Annotated in this window: 19 protein-coding genes; 4 read left to right on the top strand and 15 right to left on the bottom strand. The window is 65.5% G+C overall.

Annotated features, from left to right (window positions below; translation table 11 throughout):
• Nucleotides 1-7 precede the first annotated feature (7 nt).
• From NG696_RS15210 to NG696_RS15245, 8 genes are all read right to left on the bottom strand, one after another.
• Nucleotides 8-1,033 carry a nucleoside hydrolase gene (locus tag NG696_RS15210; protein WP_252569157.1) on the bottom strand — a complete coding sequence of 342 codons (1,026 nt, stop codon included), beginning with the start codon at nt 1,031-1,033 and terminating at the stop codon, nt 8-10.
• A 12-nt stretch (nt 1,034-1,045) separates the two neighbouring features.
• Nucleotides 1,046-2,023 (bottom strand): aldo/keto reductase, encoded by a 978-nt coding sequence (locus NG696_RS15215; RefSeq protein WP_252576069.1) that lies wholly within the window; start codon nt 2,021-2,023, stop codon nt 1,046-1,048.
• An 11-nt stretch (nt 2,024-2,034) separates the two neighbouring features.
• Nucleotides 2,035-2,595 carry a hypothetical protein gene (locus NG696_RS15220; protein ID WP_252569162.1) on the bottom strand — a complete coding sequence of 187 codons (561 nt, stop codon included), beginning with the start codon at nt 2,593-2,595 and terminating at the stop codon, nt 2,035-2,037.
• Nucleotides 2,592-3,209 carry a DUF402 domain-containing protein gene (locus NG696_RS15225; protein ID WP_252569165.1) on the bottom strand — a complete coding sequence of 206 codons (618 nt, stop codon included), beginning with the start codon at nt 3,207-3,209 and terminating at the stop codon, nt 2,592-2,594. Before NG696_RS15225 ends, NG696_RS15220 begins: the two co-directional genes overlap by 4 nt.
• On the bottom strand, nt 3,206-5,179 hold the full coding sequence (gene dxs, locus NG696_RS15230) for a 1-deoxy-D-xylulose-5-phosphate synthase (protein ID WP_252576070.1): 1,974 nt from the start codon (nt 5,177-5,179) through the stop codon (nt 3,206-3,208). Before dxs ends, NG696_RS15225 begins: the two co-directional genes overlap by 4 nt.
• 128 nt (nt 5,180-5,307) lie before the next feature.
• Nucleotides 5,308-8,118: an aconitate hydratase AcnA gene (gene acnA, locus NG696_RS15235; RefSeq protein ID WP_252569170.1), complete on the bottom strand. Its 2,811-nt coding sequence runs from the start codon at nt 8,116-8,118 to the stop codon at nt 5,308-5,310.
• Between the two features lie 152 nt (nt 8,119-8,270).
• The gene (locus NG696_RS15240; protein ID WP_252569173.1) at nt 8,271-9,686 is read right to left on the bottom strand and encodes a class I SAM-dependent RNA methyltransferase; all 1,416 of its coding nucleotides are present in this window, start codon (nt 9,684-9,686) and stop codon (nt 8,271-8,273) included.
• A complete protein-coding gene (locus NG696_RS15245) occupies nt 9,683-11,659 on the bottom strand; it encodes an APC family permease (protein WP_252576071.1) in 1,977 nt (658 codons plus the stop codon). The genes NG696_RS15240 and NG696_RS15245 overlap by 4 nt, the downstream gene beginning before the upstream one ends.
• Nucleotides 11,660-11,777: 118 nt before the next feature.
• Here NG696_RS15245 and NG696_RS15250 point away from each other — a divergent pair, with 118 nt between their 5' ends.
• Both NG696_RS15250 and NG696_RS15255 read left to right on the top strand, forming a co-directional pair.
• Nucleotides 11,778-12,449, top strand: a complete 672-nt coding sequence (locus NG696_RS15250; RefSeq protein WP_252569179.1) for a potassium channel family protein — start codon at nt 11,778-11,780, stop codon at nt 12,447-12,449.
• A complete protein-coding gene (locus NG696_RS15255) occupies nt 12,449-13,198 on the top strand; it encodes a potassium channel family protein (RefSeq protein WP_252569183.1) in 750 nt (249 codons plus the stop codon). The genes NG696_RS15250 and NG696_RS15255 overlap by 1 nt, the downstream gene beginning before the upstream one ends.
• Here the strand turns inward: NG696_RS15255 and NG696_RS15260 are convergent.
• From NG696_RS15260 to dut, 4 genes are all read right to left on the bottom strand, one after another.
• Nucleotides 13,165-13,917, bottom strand: a complete 753-nt coding sequence (locus NG696_RS15260) for a DUF3159 domain-containing protein (RefSeq protein ID WP_252569186.1) — start codon at nt 13,915-13,917, stop codon at nt 13,165-13,167. The two genes, NG696_RS15255 and NG696_RS15260, sit on opposite strands and share 34 nt — an antisense overlap.
• A complete protein-coding gene (locus NG696_RS15265; RefSeq protein ID WP_374208706.1) occupies nt 13,914-14,276 on the bottom strand; it encodes a single stranded DNA-binding domain-containing protein in 363 nt (120 codons plus the stop codon). Before NG696_RS15265 ends, NG696_RS15260 begins: the two co-directional genes overlap by 4 nt.
• The gene (locus NG696_RS15270; RefSeq protein ID WP_252569189.1) at nt 14,269-15,006 is read right to left on the bottom strand and encodes a DUF3710 domain-containing protein; all 738 of its coding nucleotides are present in this window, start codon (nt 15,004-15,006) and stop codon (nt 14,269-14,271) included. The genes NG696_RS15265 and NG696_RS15270 overlap by 8 nt, the downstream gene beginning before the upstream one ends.
• 105 nt (nt 15,007-15,111) lie before the next feature.
• Nucleotides 15,112-15,654, bottom strand: coding sequence for a dUTP diphosphatase (gene dut, locus NG696_RS15275; protein WP_252569192.1), 543 nt, complete (start codon nt 15,652-15,654; stop codon nt 15,112-15,114).
• Nucleotides 15,655-15,769: 115 nt separating this feature from the next.
• On the opposite strand from dut, the gene NG696_RS15280 reads away from it, so the two are divergent.
• Nucleotides 15,770-16,258, top strand: coding sequence for a DUF3093 domain-containing protein (locus tag NG696_RS15280; RefSeq protein WP_252569194.1), 489 nt, complete (start codon nt 15,770-15,772; stop codon nt 16,256-16,258).
• 10 nt (nt 16,259-16,268) lie between these two features.
• On the opposite strand, the gene NG696_RS15285 is transcribed toward NG696_RS15280, so the two are convergent.
• Nucleotides 16,269-16,568, bottom strand: a complete 300-nt coding sequence (locus NG696_RS15285) for a DUF4193 domain-containing protein (protein WP_252569196.1) — start codon at nt 16,566-16,568, stop codon at nt 16,269-16,271.
• A 221-nt stretch (nt 16,569-16,789) separates the two neighbouring features.
• On the opposite strand from NG696_RS15285, the gene sepH reads away from it, so the two are divergent.
• Nucleotides 16,790-18,172: a septation protein SepH gene (gene sepH, locus NG696_RS15290; protein ID WP_252576072.1), complete on the top strand. Its 1,383-nt coding sequence runs from the start codon at nt 16,790-16,792 to the stop codon at nt 18,170-18,172.
• Nucleotides 18,173-18,176: 4 nt separating this feature from the next.
• Here the strand turns inward: sepH and NG696_RS15295 are convergent, their stop codons facing one another.
• Together NG696_RS15295 and NG696_RS15300 are read right to left on the bottom strand one after the other, a co-directional pair.
• Nucleotides 18,177-19,343 (bottom strand): alkaline phosphatase family protein, encoded by a 1,167-nt coding sequence (locus NG696_RS15295; RefSeq protein ID WP_252576121.1) that lies wholly within the window; start codon nt 19,341-19,343, stop codon nt 18,177-18,179.
• A 79-nt stretch (nt 19,344-19,422) separates the two neighbouring features.
• Nucleotides 19,423-20,169, bottom strand: coding sequence for a DUF5998 family protein (locus tag NG696_RS15300; protein WP_252569200.1), 747 nt, complete (start codon nt 20,167-20,169; stop codon nt 19,423-19,425).
• Between the last annotated feature and the right edge of the window lie 38 nt (nt 20,170-20,207).

Here is a 20,207-nt window from a genome sequence, read left to right on the forward strand (position 1 = left end):
CGAAGGTTCAGCGCAGCCGCGCCGCGAGGCCGCCGACGGACCGTATCAATTCCCCGAAGGCCTGCTCAGGGTTGTTGTCCGAGACGATCCGGGCATTTGGCGGGTGATTCCACAGGTTCCTGTAATCGGCCACGGTGGTCCCCATCAGCAGAGGCGATTCAACTTCGACGTCCACGGTGGCCAGGCGGGTTGCGTAATCGAGCGTCCCGGCGGCCACACCGGCGGCGAAGTAGTCGTGGACGTGCGCCAAATAGCCCTGGCCGTAGAGACGGTGGAACTCAAAGTAGAAGCGCAGGGCATCTGACAGGTGCCGCACCAGCGGACTGTCGGCCGTGCTCCTGAGCCCTTCAGGCTGCTTCGGCAGGACCAGCTCCCGCTCACCGCAGCCAGCCGCCTCCGCGAGCCGAAACACATGCTCGGGCCGCAGCTCGATCCGCTCAGTGGTGTCCAGTGAACAGACAATGGGCAGCCGGTCCACCGGCAAGCCGCGGTAGGCCGCATAAACTTCCTTGGCCGCCTGCGGATCAACGTGCGTATTCCATTCGGCGGTGGGAGTGGTGTTCCCCTGGTGGTAGAAACTTCCTCCCATGATCACCACCCGCCCCAGCAGTTCGGGCAGCCGAGGTTCTCGCCGGATGGCCAAGGCGAAATTGGTCAGCGGCGCCGTGATCAGGGCTGTGAGCTCGCCCGGATGTGCACGGGCGGCCTCCACCCAGACGTCGGCGGCGTGCCGTGCCGAAACCGTCCCGGACGGCGGCGGCAGGACGGCGTGGCCAATGCCCTGGGGTCCGTGGGTTTCCGGCGTGGTCACCAGCGGGATAGCCAGCGGAACTTCCGCACCGACGGCGACCTCCACCCCTGTGCGTCCGCACAGCTCCAGCATGGCGAGCGTGTTTCGCGCCACCTGGTGTGCGTCCACGTTCCCGGGCGACGCCGTCACCGCCACGAACTCCACCTCCGGCAAGGAGGCCAGGTAAGCCAGCGCCAGGGCATCGTCGATCCCGGTATCCACGTCCAGCAGCAGCCTGGTCATCGTCAGGGTTTCCTAAAAGAGTGCCGCTTGGGGGACCTTCGGGAAGATCGCATCCAGTTCCGCGAGCTCCGCCGGCGACGGCGCCCAGGCAACAGCGGCCGCATTTTCGCGGATCTGCTCCGGCCTGGTGGCCCCGGCGATCACGCTGCTGACGGCAGGCTGGGCAGCGAGCCAGGAGAAGGCCACCTGAATCTCGGTCAGGTCGCGCTCTGCCGCGAAGGAACTGAAACGATGGAGCTGGTCCCAGTCGGCGTCGTGCACCATGTTGGTCCGCGTATGGCTCAGCCGCGAGCCGGACGGGGCCGAGCCCGGCGAATACTTGCCCGTCAGCAGGCCGTTGGCCAGCGGGAAGTACGGCAGGACGCCCAGGCCGTAGGCTTCTGCGGCAGGGGTGACCTCCAGTTCGGCCCGGCGGTCCAGAAGGTTGTAGTGGTTCTGCGTGGAGATGAAACGCGTGCCGCCGGCTGCCCTGGCCACAAATTCCGCCTCGGCAATCTGCCAGCCGGCGCGGTTTGAGTGTCCGATGTAGCGGACCTTGCCGCTGCTCACCAGGTCATCCAGGGCGCCCAGCGTCTCTTCGATGGGGGTCAGGGGGTCCGGGGTGTGGAACTGGTAAAGGTCGATCCAGTCCGTGCCCAGCCGCCGCAGCGAGGCCTCCACCGCACGGACGATGTAGCGCCGGGACCCCCGGGCCCCAAAGTCGTTGCCATTGGCACCCCGGACGTCCATGCCGAACTTGGTGGCTACCACCGCATCATCCCGCTTGCCGGCCAGCGCCTTGCCCAGCATCGTCTCGCTGAGTCCGGGCTCGCGCCCGTAGTTGTCAGCGACGTCGAAAAGCGTCATGCCGGCGTCGAGGGCGGCATGGACGACGGCGTCAGTCCCCGCCTGCGATTCGGTCACCGTGCTGGCGCGGCCCAGGTTGTTGCAGCCGAGCCCCACCACGGAGACGGTCAGCCCGGAGTTGCCCAGGCGTCGGTAGTCAGGCATGGATTTCCCGTCTAGAGGCTGAAGGTGTTGGCAGGCTTCGGGGAGTGCTTGAGTTTGAAGTTGTCCGGTTCGTTGAAGGGCGCGGCGCCGATGCTGAGCTTGGTGAAGTCGAGGTCTTCCCCACGGCTGCAGACCTTGATGGCGCTGACGGCCTTGTTCACTTCGGGGCAGAGGCAGACGATGTTCAGTTTGTAGTCGCTGAACTCCGAGCGTTCCACGGTTCCCAGGCCCCGCCAGGCCAGGTGGCTAATGAGGGCGTCTTTCGCCTTTTCCTCAAGGTAGCGGTCACGGTCGGTGCCCTCCTTGGTTTTGAGGGCAAACTGCGCCACTACCCAGAACTGGTCCTCGTCGGAGATTTCGGCGAAGCCGTCCTCTGCGCACTGCACGGCAAAGGCATCCATCAGGCCCTCCACCGCAGCGGCGTCAGCCACATCGGTCTCTTCGGTTTTGCTCTGGTGGCCAACCACGCCGTAGTTCATCACAAACTGGCTGTAGTCCTCGTCGAACCAGCCTTCACGGAAGTGCAGTACTCCCTCGTCGTCCCGTTTGTAGACCCTGATGATTCCGCTCATGACCGTCCCTTCGTGAACCATTCGTCGTCTGTACCGTCGAATGGTGCGTGCTGTGCCTTGACGGCCTGATAAAGCTCATCCGCGGCAGCCTGGATGTCATCCACCAGCCGGTCCGGGTAATTCATGGCGATGCGGTGTTCGGCGAACTCGTCCTGGTCATCGATGAAGACGCCCCGGCCGGCCATGCGGATCACGTCCAGGTCCATGTCGATCACATGGAACTCGGTGACCGCGGGCCGGATGTCCGTCCATTCGTGGGAGACGGCGAGGTCAACGTAGACCCTGACCCCGCTGGGGTGGGCGTCGTCGTAGAACGTGGCCACCCAGTCTCCGGACCGCGGCACCAGCAGCACGGCGTCGGATGCTGTGTAAAAGGCAGCGCCCGGGCGCGAACAGAATTCGTTGGTTCCCTGGAAGATCCACCAGCCGTGCCGGTCCTCGCCGAGGTACCGCCCCGGAACAACCCAGTGGGCCTTTCCGTTCCATTTCCGGTTCCGGGCCACCACCAACTGGCCTGGCTGCAGTCCCGCGGGAACGCGGGTGGTGCTGGTGTGCCTCGCCGGGCTTGAATCCCCGACGGCGGCCGGATACTTCAGTGCGTCTTCTTCCCTCACAGGATGGGCAGGCTTCCGGTGGTGGGGTGCTCCTGGCCTGGCAGGGGGCGCGCGAAGGGGACCTTTGTGCCCAAAACCTGGGCGACGACGTCATGCGTGATCTGCTGGGCCGTCAGCCCGACGCGCTCCAGCACCTGGCTGCGCGTACCGTGGTCCAGGAACTCCGCGGGGAGCCCGACCTCGTTCAGCGCGGTGTCAACGCCGGCTGCGCGCATTTCCTGGCGGATCCGCGATCCGACGCCGCCTGCCCTGATGCCGTCCTCGATGCAGACGACCAGCCGGTGGTGGGAGGCCAGCGCAATGATGGAGCGCCGTACGGGCAGCACCCAGCGCGGGTCCACCACGGTGGTGCTGATGCCTTGCGCGCCAAGGCGGTTGGAGACGTCGAGGGCCAGTTCGGACATAGCTCCGACGCTGACGATCAGGACATCGTTTTCGGTGGACCCGGCCGGCCGGCGGGCCAGGACGTCAACACCGTCGCCCAGCCGCTCGATGGCCTCCACTTCGGCGCCCACGGTGCCCTTGGAGAAGCGCACCACGGTGGGGGCGTCGTTGATGGCCACGGCCTCGCGCAGTTCTTCCCGCAGCCGGGAGGCGTCGCGCGGCGCGGCGAGGTGGAGTCCGGGCACGATCTGGACCATTGCCATGTCCCACATGCCGTGATGGCTGGCCCCGTCCGGCCCGGTGACGCCGGCGCGGTCCAGGACGATGGTGACGCCGGCTTTGTGCAGTGCCACGTCCATCAGGAGCTGGTCAAAGGCGCGGTTCAGGAAGGTGGCATATACGGCCACCACGGGGTGGAGCCCGCCGAAAGCCATGCCGGCGGCGGACGTCAGTGCATGCTGCTCGGCGATGCCGACGTCGATCACCCGGTCCGGATGCTTGGCCGCAAACTTGTGCAGGCCCACGGGAATGAGCATGGCCCCGGTGATGCCCACAATGTCGGGGCGTTCATCGGCGATCTTCGCGATCTCGTCGGCGAAAACAGATGTCCAGGACTGTGCCCCGGAGACTCCCGTCGGTTCGCCCGTTTCCGGATCGATAATGCCGACGGCGTGGAACTGGTCCGCTTCATGGGCCCGGGCCGGGGCGTAACCGTGGCCTTTTTCGGTCATGGCGTGGACAATCACCGGGCCGGCGTAGTTCCTGGCCGTGGACAGTGCGTGCTCCATGGCCTGCAGGTTGTGGCCGTCAACCGGGCCGATGTACTTCATGCCGAGGTCTTCGAACATACCCTGCGGCGCCCACCAGTCCTTGATGCCTTTTTTCATGGCATGCAGGCTCTTGTAGGTGAACTGGCCTATGGGGCCGCCGTTCTGGAGCTTCTTTTTCCACCAGTCCAGCGTGCCCTCATAGGCAGGGGCGGCGCGGAACGAGTCGATGGTGGGGCGCAGTGAGGCAAGGTAGTCCGCGAAGCCGCCCACCGTGGGGGCATAGGAGCGGCCGTTGTCGTTGACCACGATCACCACGCGGCGGCGCTTGTCCGCCGCAATGTTGTTGATGGCTTCCCAGGCCATGCCGCCGGTCAGGGCGCCGTCACCGACAACCGCGACGGTGTAGCGGTCGCCTTCCCCGGTCAACTGCCGTGCCCGGGATATGCCGTCCGCCCAGGAGAGGGAGGAGGAAGCGTGGGAGCTTTCCACAATGTCATGCTCGGACTCGGCGCGGGACGGGTAGCCGGACATGCCGCCCTGCTGGCGCAGGGTACTGAAGTCCTGGCGGCCGGTGAGGAGCTTGTGCACGTAGGACTGGTGGCCCGTGTCGAACACGATGCTGTCGCGGGGCGAATCGAAGATGCGGTGCACGGCAAGGGTCAGTTCCACAACGCCGAGGTTGGGTCCGAGGTGTCCACCTGTCTGGGAGACGTTGGTGATCAGGAAACTCCTGACCTCAGCGGCCAGCTCTTCGAGCTGCCCTTGAGAAAGCTGGTTCAGGTCCTGCGGATTCCGGATGGTGTCCAAGATTCCCAATGACCCCTCCTTCGGGTGGTAGACGTGCCTGTTAACTCTAACGCCTCGCGGAAATGCAAAGCCGAAGCCCCGGCTGGTCGGTGACCGGCCGGGGCTTCGAAGGAGTGCTGCGTGGGTTCAGATTCCGGCTAGTTGGCGGAGATCTGGCGCAGGACGTACTGCAGGATGCCGCCGTTGCGGTAGTAGTCGGCTTCGCCCGGGGTATCGATGCGGAGTACTGCATCGAAGGACTTGGCGGAGCCGTCTTCTGCTGTGGCGGTGACCTTGAGGGTCTTGGGCGTGGTGCCTTCGTTCAGGGCGGTGACACCCTCAACCGCAAAGGTTTCCGTGCCGGTCAGGCCCAGGGTGGCTGCGGATTCTCCAGCCGGGAACTGCAGGGGCAGGACGCCCATGCCGATCAGGTTGGAGCGGTGGATGCGCTCGTAGCTCTCGGCGACGACGGCCTTGACGCCCAGGAGGGCGGTGCCCTTCGCTGCCCAGTCACGCGAGGATCCGGAACCGTATTCCTTGCCCGCCAGGACCACCAGCGGGGTGCCGGCTGCCTGGTAGTTCTGCGCGGCGTCGTAGACGTATGCCTGCGGGCCGTCAGCCTGAGTGAAGTCGCGAGTGAAGCCACCTTCGACGCCGTCCAGGATCTGGTTCTTGATGCGGATGTTCGCGAACGTGCCGCGGATCATGACTTCGTGGTTGCCACGGCGTGAGCCGTAGGAGTTGAAGTCCTTGCGCTCCACACCGTTGGCCAGCAGGTACTGGCCCGCGGGGGTGTCCGACTTGAAGGAACCGGCCGGGGAGATGTGGTCGGTAGTGACCGAATCGCCCAGCTTCAGCAGCACGCGGGCGCCGGAGATGTTTTGGACGGGTTCCGGCTGCGCCTTGATGCCATCGAAGTACGGGGGCTTCCGGACGTAGGTGGAGTTCGGGTCCCAGGCGAAGGTGTCGCCGGCCGGCGTGTCGAGCGCCTTCCAGCGTGCGTCGCCGTCAAAGACGCCTTCGTAGCCGCGGGCGAACATGTCCTTGTCGATCGAGGAATCGATGACCTGCTGGACCTCAACCGGGTTGGGCCAGATGTCCTTCAGGAAGACGTCGTTGCCGGCTTCGTCCTTGCCCAGGGAATCGGTGTCGAAGTCGAAGTCCATGGAACCGGCCAGGGCGTACGCGATGACCAGCGGCGGGGAGGCCAGGTAGTTCATCTTTACGTCCGGGTTGATCCGGCCTTCGAAGTTGCGGTTACCGGACAGGACCGCGGTGACGGAAAGGTCGTTGGCCTGGATGGCCTCGGAGATTTCGGCGTCCAGCGGGCCGGAGTTGCCGATGCAAGTGGCGCAGCCGTAGCCCACGATGTAGAAGCCGAGCTTCTCCAGGTACGGGGTCAGGCCCGACTTGTTGTAGTAGTCGGTGACAACCTTGGACCCGGGGGCCACGGACGTCTTGACCCACGGCTTCGAGGTCAGGCCCTTGTCGACGGCGTTGCGGGCCAGCAGGGCTGCGGCCAGCATCACCGAGGGGTTGGACGTGTTGGTGCAGGACGTGATGGAGGCGATTGATACCGCTCCGTGGTCCAGCTCGAACTCGCGGCCGTCTTCTGTCTTGATGTGCACCGGGTTGGACGGACGCCCGTGGGCGCCGTTCGCTGCGGACACAACACGGCTGGTCTCGGTGGTGTGCGAGTCGGCGTGCGTGAAGGACGGGGCGTCCGATGCGGGGAAGGACTCGTCCAGGGACTCGTCCACGCTGCCGTCTTCGATGGCGACGTAGCTGTGGATGTCCTTGCGGAACTGTTCCTTGGCATCCGTCAGCTCAATGCGGTCCTGGGGACGCTTGGGGCCGGAGATGGAGGGAACAACCGTGGACAGGTCCAGCTCGAGGTACTCGGAGAACTTGATCTCGCGGGAAGCGTCGTGCCAGAGGCCCTGCTCCTTCGCGTAGGACTCCACGAGGGCCACGTTTTCGTCCGAGCGGCCGGTCAGGCGCAGGTAGTCCAATGTGACGTCATCGATGGGGAACATTGCGGCGGTGGAGCCGAATTCCGGGCTCATGTTGCCGATGGTGGCGCGGTTGGCCAGCGGCACTGCCGCAACACCTTCGCCGTAGAATTCCACGAACTTGCCCACAACACCGTGCTTGCGCAGCTGCTCGGTGATGGTCAGCACCACGTCCGTGGCGGTGGCGCCGGCCGGAATGGACCCGGTGAGCTTGAAGCCCACAACACGCGGGATGAGCATCGAGACAGGCTGTCCCAGCATGGCCGCTTCGGCTTCGATGCCGCCAACGCCCCAGCCCAGGACACCCAGGCCGTTGACCATGGTGGTGTGCGAGTCGGTGCCGACGCAGGTGTCCGGGTAGGCGCGGAGGACGCCGTCGATTTCGCGGGTCATGACCGTGCGTGCCAAGTATTCGATGTTGACCTGGTGCACAATGCCGGTTCCCGGGGGAACAACCTTGAAGTCGTCGAAAGCGGTCTGGCCCCAGCGCAGGAACTGGTAACGCTCGCCGTTGCGCTGGTATTCGATCTCCATGTTGCGCTCCAGTGCGCCGGAGTTGCCGAAATCGTCGATCTGCACGGAGTGGTCAATGACCATTTCCGCAGGAGCGAGGGGGTTGACCCGCTTGGGGTCGCCGCCGAGTTCCTTGACCGCTTCACGCATTGTCGCCAGGTCCACCACGCAGGGGACGCCGGTGAAGTCCTGCATGATCACGCGGGCAGGCGTGAACTGGATTTCTGTATCGGGCTGGGCATTAGGATCCCAGCCAGCCAAGGCACGCACGTGATCGGCAGTGATGTTCGCGCCGTCCTCGGTCCTCAACAGGTTTTCAAGCAATACCTTGAGGCTGAACGGAAGGTTTTCTGCACCTTCAACGGAGTTCAACCGGAAAATTTCGTATTCGGTTCCGGCTACATTAAGTTTGCCTTTTGAACCGAAGCTGTCCACAGTGCTCATCGCAGGACTCCTCTCGCAACAGTTTCATCTTTGTCGCGCGGTAGACCGCTTTCTAGTTAGGCAGGCCTAATTAGTGCTGGCCACAAAAATTGCTGGAGGTCAGCCGTGAATACGGGGCGCGACGTGGGATTACTACCGCAATCCTAGTAGCATCACTGACCCGGCGTCAGCAACGCCACCGTCTCCAGGTGGTGGGTGTGCGGATAGAGATCGAAGGCCCGCAGGCCCGCCAGGGACCAGCCTGCCTGCTGGAAGTACCCCACATCCCGGGCAAACGACGCCGGATCACAGGACACGTAGGCGATGGCGCGGGGCCCGGCGGCGATCAGCTGGCTGACCACGGGCTTCCCGGCGCCCGCCCGGGGCGGATCCAGCACGATGGCGTCGAAATTCCGCGGCTTTTGGCGGAGGACACGTTCCACCCGGCCGTGCTCGATCTCCACTTGCGGCGCACCGTGAAGGTTCTTGCGGGCGTCCCGGCTGGTTCCCGGTGCGCCTTCCACCGAGAGAACCGACCCGGTCTCCCCCACCGCGTCAGCCAACGGAGCCGTGAACAGCCCAGCGCCGGCGTAGAGGTCTGCCACCACGGAACCCGGCGCCAGGAATCCGCCGTTGTGGAGGAATTCTGTGATGGCCCCCACAAGCGTCCCGGGCGCGTCGCGGTGGATCTGCCAGAAACCGGCGCCGGTAACCCTGTAGTCGTGGCCGGCTGCCGACTCCTGGACCCAGGTCCGGCCGCGTAGCTGCGCAACTTCCCCGGTCAGGGGGTCGAATGTGGCCACGGAGACGTCGTCCGGAAGCTGGGCCGCGATGGCGCTGAGCCGCTTGGGCTTGGTGCCGGGAGCAGGAGCCAGCAGCACCAGTGGGCGTGAACCGTTCGAGGGCGCCGCCACCTCCACGCGTTCGATGCCTGTCAGGTCAAGGTCCCACAACCGCAGCCGGTTGATGCGCTCCGATGCGAGCGGCATCTCCCGGACAGCAATGATGTGGTCAGAACGGTGCGCATGCATGCCAAGTTTCCCGCCCGGGGTCACCGAGAAACTGGCGCGCGTCCGCCACCCGAGGCCAGTGCCGGCGTCGTACGTTGAATCCGTCCGCTGGCCGGAATCCGGCCCGCCCGCGTCCACTGCCTCAACGAGGTTTCCAAGGTCCAGCCCTTCGGGCAGGCGTTCGACGGCGGCGAGCCGCTGAAGCTGTTCGGCCAGTACCGCCGACTTGAGCGCGCGCTGGCGGGCCAGGGAGATGTGGCCGAATTCGGCTCCGCCCACCGGCGGATGCCCGTGGGCCCAGGCGCGGAGGGAGTCCGCCAGGCGCCAGAAGTGCTCCACACGGTCCGCGGAGGCCTCCAGCACCTCAACAACGTCGGCTCGCCAGAACTTGGCCGTCTCCCCTGCGTCGGTGACGCGGGCGCGCACTTTTTCGCCGGGGATGCCGTGCCGGACAAAGATCACCCTTCCCTCGTGCCGGGCAACGCAGTGGCCGCCGTGGGCCACCGGGCCGACGTCGAGCACCAGTTCGGTGGGGGCTGCCGTGGCTGCTGACGAGTGGGTCTGCGTGTGGGGGTTCATCGGATATCCTGCATGTTTTTGGCTTCTTCGGACGATTTCAACTGCCATGGAACACTGGCCACCATCACGCCAGGTTCAAAGTGCAGCCGGGTTTTAATACGCAGCGCCGTCTGGTTGTGAACCAGCTGTTCCCACCATTTACCGACCACGTATTCGGGGATGTAGACCACGATCAGGTCGCGGGGCGAATCACGGCGCATGTTCTTGACGTATTCCATGATGGGCGTGATGGTTTCCCGGTACGGGCTGGCGAGCACAGTCAGCGGCACGGGGATCTCCAGCTTTTCCCAGTCGGCGACCGTGTGCGCGGTTTCTTCTGCGTTAATGTCCACCGTGATGGCATCCAGCCGCGACGGCCGCGATGCCCTCGCATAGGCCAGGGCGCGCAACACCGGCTTGCGCACGTGGGACACCAACAGTACTGCGTGGACCCGGGACGGCAAGGCACGCGGCGAGGAGTCCTCGTCCACGGCCAGTTCCTTGGCCACGTTGTCATAGTGTGCCCGGATGCTCCACATGATCAGGAACAGGATGAACATGGCCAGCAGCGCGATCCACGCGCCTTGCTGGAACTTGGTTATCAGCACGATCACCAGCACCAGGGCCGTCATGCCGAACCCGATGCTGTTGATGGTCCGGGACTTCACCATCCGGCGTCGGGCGGTTTTGTCCTTAGCGAGCTTGAGCTGCCTCCCCCAGTGCCGGATCATGCCCAACTGGCTGAGGGTAAAGGAGATAAAGACGCCCACGATGTAGAGCTGGATCAGTTTGGTGACGTCGCCGTTGAACGCGAGGATCAGCACCAGCGCTCCGGCGGCCAGGGCAAGGACACCGTTGCTGAATGCCAGGCGGTCTCCCCTGGTCCGCAGCTGGCGCGGCAGGTAGCCGTCCTGGGCCAGGATGGAGCCAAGCACCGGGAACCCGTTGAACGCGGTGTTCGAGGCGAACACCAGGATCACTCCGGTGGCGGCGACCACGATGAAGAACAGGATTGATCCCGGGCCGAAGATGGTCTGGGCGATCTGGCTGATGGCCGGGCTCTGGATGTAATCCTCCGGCAACGGCAGGCCGTTCATCAGGAACTCCGTCGCAGGGTCCAGCACAATGTGCACCTTCGTGGCGTTTGCCAAAAAGATGATGCCGGCCAGCATGGACGAGGCGATTACGCCGAGCAGCAACAGCGTGGTGGCCGCGTTCTTGCTCTTTGGTTTCTGGAAGTTCGGCACACCGTTGCTGATGGCTTCAATGCCGGTCAACGCGGCGGCGCCGGAGGAGAACGCCCGGAGCAGGAGGAAGGCGCCGGCCAGGCCCACTAGCCCTTCGTCGAAACCGGGAGCCGGCACAATCTCGAAGGCCGCCGACGGTGCTTCGCCCAGCTGGCCTGTCGCGGCCTGGAAGACGCCCACCGCTGTCATGCCGAGGATCGCCGCCATAAAAATGTACGTGGGAACAGCGAAAACGCTGCCGGCTTCCCTGATGCCGCGGAGGTTAACAAGGGCAAGGATTACGACGCCGATGGTGGCGAACAGGGCCTGTTGCCCATGCAGGGAAGGCACCGCCGTGGTGAGGTAGGTGGCCGCCGAGGACATCGAGACGGCCACCGTCAGGACGTAGTCCACCAGGAGGGCTGAGGCCACGGTCAGCCCGGAAAACTTGCCCAGGTTTTCGTTGGCGATCTCGTAGTCTCCGCCGCCGGAAGGGTAAGCGTGTACGTTCTGCCGGTAGGATGCCACCACCGTGAGGAGGACAACCATGACGGCCAGGCCCACCCACGGCGAAAAGGCCACAGCACTCACGCCGGCCAGGGCCAGGGTGAGCAGGATTTCATCGGGCGCGTACGCCACGGATGACAGTGCGTCGGAAGCGAAAACCGGGAGTGCTATCCGTTTGGGGAGCAAGGTATGGGCGAGCCTGTCATTCCTGAAGGGCCTGCCCACCAGCACCCGTTTCACGGCATTCAATATTGTCAGCACTCCACAAAGCTAGTCTGATTCCCCGCCCATGTCATGACGGCGTCCGGGCGGATGCAGTACGCGCGCTGCCGGTAGAGTTCTAGCAGCAGCAACAGGCTACGGAAGTTGAGGAGATACGGTGGCGCATTTCGTGATCATGGGATGTGGCCGGGTAGGGGCCACTCTGGCGCATACGCTGGAGGACGCCGGTCATTCCGTCGCCATCATCGACCAGGACGACCGCGCGTTCCGCCGGCTTCGGCAGGGCTTCACCGGCCGGAAAGTCACCGGCGTGGGCTTCGACCGGGACACGCTCCAGCAGGCCGGCGTGGCCGAGGCGTACGCCTTCGCGGCTGTTTCAAGCGGTGACAACTCCAACATCCTCGCCACCCGCGTGGCTCGCGAAACGTTCCACGTCCCCCACGTGGTGGCCAGGATCTACGACCCCGGCAGGGCCGAGATCTACCAACGGCTCGGCATCCCCACCGTTGCCGCCGTCCGATGGAGCGCAGACCAGGTCTTGCGCCGCATCCTGCCTGAACAGCATCTCGCCGGCGATTTCCGCGAGCCTTCCGGCCGGCTGGTCCTCGCCGAAGTGGACCTCGACGCCGGCTGGATCGGCCACCGGATCAGCGCGGTCGAAAAAGCTGCCGACATCCGGGTGGCATACCTCACCAGGTTCGGCGAGGGCATGCTCCCCGAAACCGGGACTTCGTACCAGGACGGCGACACAGTCCACGCCATGCTGCCGGTGGACCGCAGTTCCCAGGTCGCCCAGATTCTGGCCAAAGCACCCGCCAAGGAGTTGTAGTGAAAGTTGTCATCGTCGGCGCCGGCAGCGTCGGGTCATCGATCGCCAGGGAACTGCTGGCCCACAAGCACGAAATCCTGCTGATCGACCTCAAACCTGAGGTCATCGGGCGCAGCGGGCTGCGCGGCGCGCACTGGCTGGTGGGCGACGCCTGCGAGCTCAGCACCCTGCAGGGAGCGAAAGTGGAGGACGCCGACGTCGTTGTTTCAGCCACGGGCGATGACAAGGTGAACCTGGTGGTCTCGCTCCTGGCCAAGACCGAATTCGGCGTGGGCCGCACGGTGGGCCGGGTCAACAACCCCAAGAACGACTGGATGTTCAACGACTCCTGGGGCGTGGACGTTGCCGTCAACACCCCCCAGCTGATGACCGCGCTTGTGGAGGAGGCGGTGGAGATCGGTGACCTGGTACGGCTCCTGACGCTGCAGACCGGCGTCGCTTCGCTGGTGGAGTTCACGGTGCCGCACGATTCCCACGTCATTGGCCTGACGGTCGGCGACATCCATTGGCCCGAGGACGCCACGCTCGTGGCAATCCTCCGGGACCACGCGCCCATCACTCCCAGCCGAGATGACGTGATCGATGGCGGGGACGAGTTGTTCTTCGTCACCACCATTGCGGCCGAGGACGAGTTGCGGGCGCTGCTGTCGCCCGAATCAGCGGAGGAGCCGGAGGAGGCCTCCCATGAGCCCGAAGGCGTGCAGCCTGCCGAAACTCAGGCGCCGGAGGACGACGGCTTCGGCGGCTGATCCGACGTCGGAGTATCGGCGTCCGCCGGTACCGGCCGGGTGAGCAGCCACGCGATCCAGACGCCCAGGATATAGAGCGGCGCCCCCATGATCAGGCGGGTCGTGGCCAGGGCGGCCAGTCCGTCCTCGCCCATCAGGTACAGGGGAACCTGGACCACCAGCCGAAGTACCAGGACCGCCACAATGATCCACGTGCCCAGGCGGTAAGCCTTGAGCCGCGCGGGATCCTTGCGCCAGTCCAGCCCTTCGTTGCGGATGATCCCGAACAGCAGGCCGGCCACCGGCCACTTGATCGCGATGGAGACCACCATGGCGAGGATGTAGGCGGTGTTCGTGAAGAAGCCCGGCAGGTAGAAGTCCTCGGCCTTGCCGGTAGTGTTGGCGAGCCAGGCCGAGATTCCCACCCCCACCACTCCGGCGAGGGCCTGGGTCAGCGGGCGCCGCTGGACGAGGCGGACCACCGTAAACACCGCGGCGGAGGCCAGCGCGGCCACCAACGACGGCGTCAGGTCCCGCGTGATGGTAAAGGCGATCAGGAAGACCAGGCCGGGCACAATGCTCTCGGCGATGCCCTGGATTCCTCCGGCGCTCTTGAGGACATCGATCCGGCCGTCATGGGTGCGGTGCAGGCCGGCTTTGGCCGCATAGCCCTCAGCAAGTCCCTTCACCGCGGACGGCTCGGGCTGTTTGGACGGCTCGGGCTGCTGGGGCGAGGTCATTCGTTCTCCTGGCGGGAAAGTATTTCATAGCGTGGATTGAACATGGTGGGCAGGCCTTGGCTTTGGGACAGCATGCCCTCAAGGCGGACTACGGTCCCGGCCTCGATGCCCGGCACCCTGCGCCGCCCCAGCCAGACCACACGCAGGCGGCCACCCGTTCCCTGTGCCGGTTTGGCGCCCGTCTCGCGAATGTCGGGGTCCGAGACAATGGCGGTGAATGCCGCGTTCCGGTCCGCGGGCATGTACGTGACCGATTCGATGTGCCCCTGGCACACCACCCTCCCCCGTTCCGGCAGCCGGCTGACCGGCATCCCCGCGTCCGGGGAGGAGCCCGGGGGACCTTGGCGGGAATCAGCCAATCTGGGTGGTTTCCGGACCACGTTCGGGGCCCTTGAACTCGGGGGCATTGAATTCGGGGGCACCAGGCGGCGGCGTGACGCTGGCATCCTTGGGCAGCCGCAGCTGAAGCAGGTCCCGGGGCGGCATGGGGCTGTCGCCCCGGATGACCACAATCTTGCGGAAAAGGGACTCAAGCGGTGCCGCAGCCTCGCGCTCCATCGCTGCCGCGCCGCCCAGGACGCCGCGCAGGAACCAACGCGGCCCGTCGATGCCTATGAAGCGCGCCACCCGGTAGCCCTGGCTGCCGTCCTGTGCACCGGCGGGCAGTTTGGCGATCAGTTCGGTTCCGAAGCCACCCTGGACTTCTTCAACCTGCCCGCCCTGGCTTCCCACGGACTGACCGATCTGTTCGCGGATCTCGTCCCACAGCCCCTCGGTCTTGGGAGCAGCAAACGCCTGCAGCTGAAGGCTGGAGCCGTTCAGGTCCATGGTCACAGCGACCACGCGCTGGGTGGCTTCCTCAACTTCGAGCCGGAGCTGGAGCCCCTCGCTCGGGGAAATCAGCAGCGCACCAAGGTCAACATAACCCTCGCGGCTGGGGACCTCGGAAACATCAAAGGGGCCCGAAACCCGACGCCCGGCGTCCGCCGAGGCCGTGTCAGCGGAATCCGTTGATTCCACTGAGGCCTGGGATTCGTCCGGGTCGGCCGGCTGTTCCTTCTTTGATTTCCTACCGAGCCCAAAAAACATGGGGATTGTCTCCTTAGTTGTGAAAGTGACTCGCCGGGCCCGGTGGGTACCGTCGGAAGTCTTGCTGCCGCGGGCAACCAACTCTCGTTGCCGCCGTCGGCTGTGTCAGGCGTTTGGCGAGGTGAAGCCGCCGGTGGATCCGAATCCGCCGGCTCCCCGCACCGATTCGCTCAATTCGTTGACGGGGACAAACTGCGCATATTCCACCCGCTGGATCACCATCTGTGCAATTCTATCGCCGCGCCGCAGCTCGATGGCGTTCCTGGAATCGGTGTTGAGGAGGGTCACGGAAATTTCCCCGCGATAACCGGCATCCACAGTGCCGGGCGCATTGACGATAGTCAGCCCATGCTTCGTGGCCAGGCCGGAGCGAGGGTGGATCAGGGCTACAAACCCGTCCGGCAGCGCGATGGAAACACCGGTAGCCACCAGCTTCCGCTCCCCCGGTGCCAGGACCACATCGTCCCGAGCCCGCAGGTCAGCTCCCGCGTCGCCGGGGTGGGCATAGGACGGTGCCTCCAGCCCGGCGTCGAGCATTTTCAGCTGCACCTGAAGCGTCGGGGCCCCGTAGGCTGCGGCTGTATCCGGTGCAGAGCCGGCCAGCTCTTTGTCAGGAACGGTTTCAACAGTGGCAAGTTCGTCAGTCACAGTCACTCACTCTAACGCCCAGCCGCAGTTCCGTCCTAGATTCAAGGGGACGCCGCAGGCCAAGACAGGATGAACCCAAGATGAAATAGCCAGCCAAAGGTGGAAAGCTGGGGGCATGCCCGAATCCAGCTCCACCGCGCCCGTCCCTGACGCCCCCTCTGCCGGCACCCCGGCAGTTTTCCGGGAGAGGCTGTGGCCGAACGTCTGGATCTGGATCATCGCGGCGGGGATCTCCGGTGCCGGGATCCTCGTTTTCGCCCCGATCAGCATGGTTGCGGGCTATACGGCGGCCGGCGTCCTGTTCACCATCATGGCTGTCCTGCTAGTGCTGTCCACTCCGACGATCCTGGTCACCAGTGACGCCTTGACGGTAGGACGCGCCACCATTGAGCGCCGCTTCGTCGGCGACGCGGCAGCGTTCCACGGTAAGGACGCCACGGCCCAGCGGGGGACCCGGCTCAATGGCCTCGCCTACCTGTGTATCCGTGGCTGGATCGACCCGGTGGTGCGGATCGAAATCACGGACCCGTCTGACCGGACCCCCTATTGGCTGACGTCGTCCAGGCGGCCCGAGGAACTCGCTGCCGCGCTTTCGCGGAAATAGGCACCCCGGATCAGCCCTCGCACTCCCTGCAATAGAAGTGGCCGTCTTTTTCCCGCGCAATCTGCGAACGGTGCCGGACCAGGAAGCACGAGGAACACGTAAACTCGTCCGCCTGCGGAGGCACCACCAGTACCAGCAGCTCCTCGCCGGACAGGTCCGCCCCGGGAAGCTCGTAACCTGCGGCGAGGTCGCTTTCGTCCACATCAACCGCGGCCGTCGGTTTATCTGATTGCCGGGTTTTCAGATCTTCCAGCGAATCCTCGGTGAGGTCTTCTTCGGATTTTCGCGGCGCATCGTAGTCGGTGGCCATCTCGGCTCCGTCCCTTTCCGGTCAGCGGGTGACACCCTTGATAACGCCGGACACCTCCTGTTTGTGCCCCCGGTCCGCTGGCACTGCGCAAACCCCCACTGCTGACCACAATGGCGTCCGAAAGTGCCGGAATATCGCGGCGCGCCCTTGCTCCTAACCCAAAAGGGTGCCGCTGAGTGGCAGAGTTTCGATTGATAGTAATGCCAGGGTGGAGGATTTGTATGCAGGATCTACGGCTTGTAGGCGTACACGACGACGGGGAGCATCTCCTGTTGAGCGGTGCCGGCGGCGAGATGTTCCAGCTGCCGATCGATGAAGCACTGCGGGCGGCCAGCCGGTCTTCGGCGAAGACCGCGTCTGCGGCTGCGCCCATCGCCATGTCCCCGCGGGACATCCAGTCACGGATCCGCAGCGGTGCCACCGCAGCGGAGGTGGCTGAGCTTTCCGGGCTTCCCCTCGCAAAAGTCGAGCGGTATGAGGGCCCTGTCCTTGCCGAGCGGGAGTATGTAGCGCAACAGGCGCGGAAGGTGGAAGTGGCTTCGCCCTCCCCCGGCCATGACACCTACCGCTCCATTTTCGGCGACCACCCGGCTTCCCTCAACGGCATGGTCAACCACCGGCTCTCAGCCCACGGGATTGAACCTTCCACCGTGGAGTGGGATTCGTGGCGGCGCCAGGACGGCAACTGGACCGTGGTGGCCCGTTTTGAAGCCAAAAAGGACGGCACCTCCGGCATCGGGGAAGAGCCGCCTGCGCAGTGGACGTTCAGTCCGGCCCGCAAGTCGCTCCAGAACGCCAACCGCTGGGCCCAGCAGCTCAGTGAGCTGGAACCGCTGGACGGTCCCGTTCCGGCCCGCCGTCTCACTGCCGTCTCGGACCGGCCGTTTGACTTTGAAACCGATGCGGAAGCAGCGGCCGCCCGAAATTCCACCGGTCCGCATTCCGTCCCGCAGGCCAGGGAATCTGACGGACTCCTGGATATGCTCCGTTCACGCCGCGGCCAGCGCCTGGGCGTCGACGAGGACGCGGACGACGCCCTGGCACTGTTGCTGACCCACGGCGTGCCCGCCGCCCATCCACGTCCCTCCGAGGTGGTCCCTGAAAGGGACTCCAAGGAACAGCAGTACCGCGAGCCGGAAACCCCGGAGGCAGTTCCCGCCGAGTCCACCGCGGCGAACGACGCCGCGCCTGCCGCAACAGCTGATCCCCTCACCCGCAAGCGTGACGCGCGGCCGTCAATGCTATCCCGGCTGAGCCTCATCCCGCCGCACAGGGCCTCAGAGGATGATGACGTCCTGAAACTGCACGACGGCGTCAGCACTGACACGAGGGAAATCACCATAGTGGCGTCCCCGCTCCGCCCCGCCGGACAGGGTACCCCCGGAGAGTCAGGGCCGGGACGTGCCGGGCCGAACGTGGGCCTGGACGAACTACTGGGCGGCGGAAGCCCCCGCCGGGCAGCCTATACGGCCGGCACCGCTGACGCAGGATCCGGCCAGCACCACGACCATGAAGCGGACCAGCCTGAACGGCAGCCCGCAAAACCGAAGCGGTCCACGGTTCCCAGCTGGGACGAGATCGTCTTCGGGACCAAGCGGGACTGACGCCTCAGCGTCGCCGTGGCGTGCCTTCGGCCTTAAAGCACAGCAGCGGTACTTCGCGTTCGGCTTTGGTCAGCGAGCCGTGCTGGCCCACCACCTCCATGGCGGCGGGGCGCCCGCGGCGTGTGTCGTAGAGGGCCAGCGCGTCCCGCGCCGCAATCATGATGTCGCCAATCCGGGGCCCGACGGCGGGGCGCAGCATCCCGAACAGACCGGCGGCGATGGCATCCTCCCGGGTAAAGGCCCAGATCCTGTCGCCGAAACGGGCACGCCACGCACCCAGCAAGCGCTCCCGGCCCACGGCGTCTGACGGATCCTCAAGGTAGAGATGGACCATCCGGGGCTCCCCCGCCGTATGCCGCACGCCGTCAACAAGCGACGCGTCCGCCGAGAAGTCGATCCGCTGCTGTTCCGGGACGTCGAGCATCCCGTGGTCCGCCGTGAGGAGGACGGTGGTCCCGGCCGGGAGCGACGCGTTGAGCCGTTTGACGGTTGCGTCAAGCTCTTCGAGCTGGTGTTCCCACTGTTCAGACTGGCAACCGTGCCGGTGGCCGGCCTTATCCAGTTCGTTGACGTAGAAGTACATCAGGGACTTGCCGGCGGTGTCCATGGCTTCGGCGGCGGCTTCTGTTCGCGCGTGGGCCGTCACGGCTGAGACGAAATTCCCGCCGCGGAGGGCCGCCTGCGTCATGGGCGAGTTGCCGAACTGCGGCAGGCTGACCGTGGTCACATTAACGGATTCGGCGGCTCGTTCGAAGACGGTAGGAAACGGCTGCCACTCAGCGGGGTCCACCTTGGCATCCCAGTTGCCGAGCATGTTGACGACTTTGTCCTGGTCCGGGTCCAGGACGTCATAGCCCACCATTCCGTGCTGGCCTGGCGGGAGTCCTGTGCCGAAGCTGGCAAGGGCAGCGGCCGTGGTTGAGGGGAACGTGGAGTCCAGCCAGACAGGAACTTCCCCCTGCCCGGAATGCATCACGGAGCGCAGGAAGGGTGTGTGGGCAGACTTCTGTTTGAGCAGGTTCCGGCCCAGGCCGTCGGCCAGGACCACGCAGACGCGCGTCGCCGGCGGAAGGCCCAGGGTGTTCGCGAAACCTTCTACCCCTAGGCTGGCGGCCGCGCTGGCGAGGACATCCCCGATGGACCGCCGGCCAAAGGCGGGCGCGGGCGGCATGCTCAGCTGCGGGGCGGCCACTTGGGAAACCGCTGCGGAAGAGGCTGAGGAGACTGTTGCTTTTCCTTGGTCCGGCATCTCAGCGCTGCTGGTGCCCGCGGCTAAGCCTGTTTCCGAATACACCCGTCCGGGGCCGGGGCTGGAGCGTCTGGCCGGCGTGCGGCGCGGGAGCCGTGGAGCCGGTGTTCACGGCCCGCAGGGCGCGGGCGAAGAGTTTGGCGTCCTGGACGGCTTGGGGACCGTCGGCTTCGGCGCTGATCCGCAGGACGATGTCCTCCTGGGCAATGGTGCCGCTGTAGCCGTGGTCTGCCTCGCATTGCGGGTCTCCGCAGCTCGCGGGCCCCATGTCCAGCCGCTGGCCGCCGGACCAGGCAATGGCGAGGGTGACTTCCCGGACCGGATCCGAGGGCTTGTAGTCCTGCGGCTGGGAGTACATGTAGCTCAGGACCACGGAGCGGATCTGTGCGACGGGCACGGATTCGGTGGAGATCTGGGCCACGATCTGTTCGCCGGCTTCATCGAGCTGCTGGTCGTCCACGTGGGTGATCACCAGCATGTCGGCGGTCAGGACCAGCACGGTGATGTGGCGGCGCACTTCGGCCCGGTCAAAGTGGGTTTCCAGGTGCACCAGGTGGGCCACGCATTCGCGGCCGTCCAGGGCGTCGTCAACGACGTCGGACACCAGCCGCGGGTAGAAACCGGCCTTCTGGAGCGCACCGTCCAGGCTCGGGCCCTGGGGCGTGTGGCTGTGTGAGCTGTGGGGGCGGGTTGCCTGGTTGTCACTGCCGGAAGTGGAAGGCGTCGACGGGGAAGGCTGTGAGCTCATTCCCCCATTTTCACAGATCGGCCGGGGACATGCTAACT

This window comes from Pseudarthrobacter cellobiosi, from assembly GCF_023913755.1.
GTDB lineage: Bacteria > Actinomycetota > Actinomycetes > Actinomycetales > Micrococcaceae > Arthrobacter > Arthrobacter cellobiosi.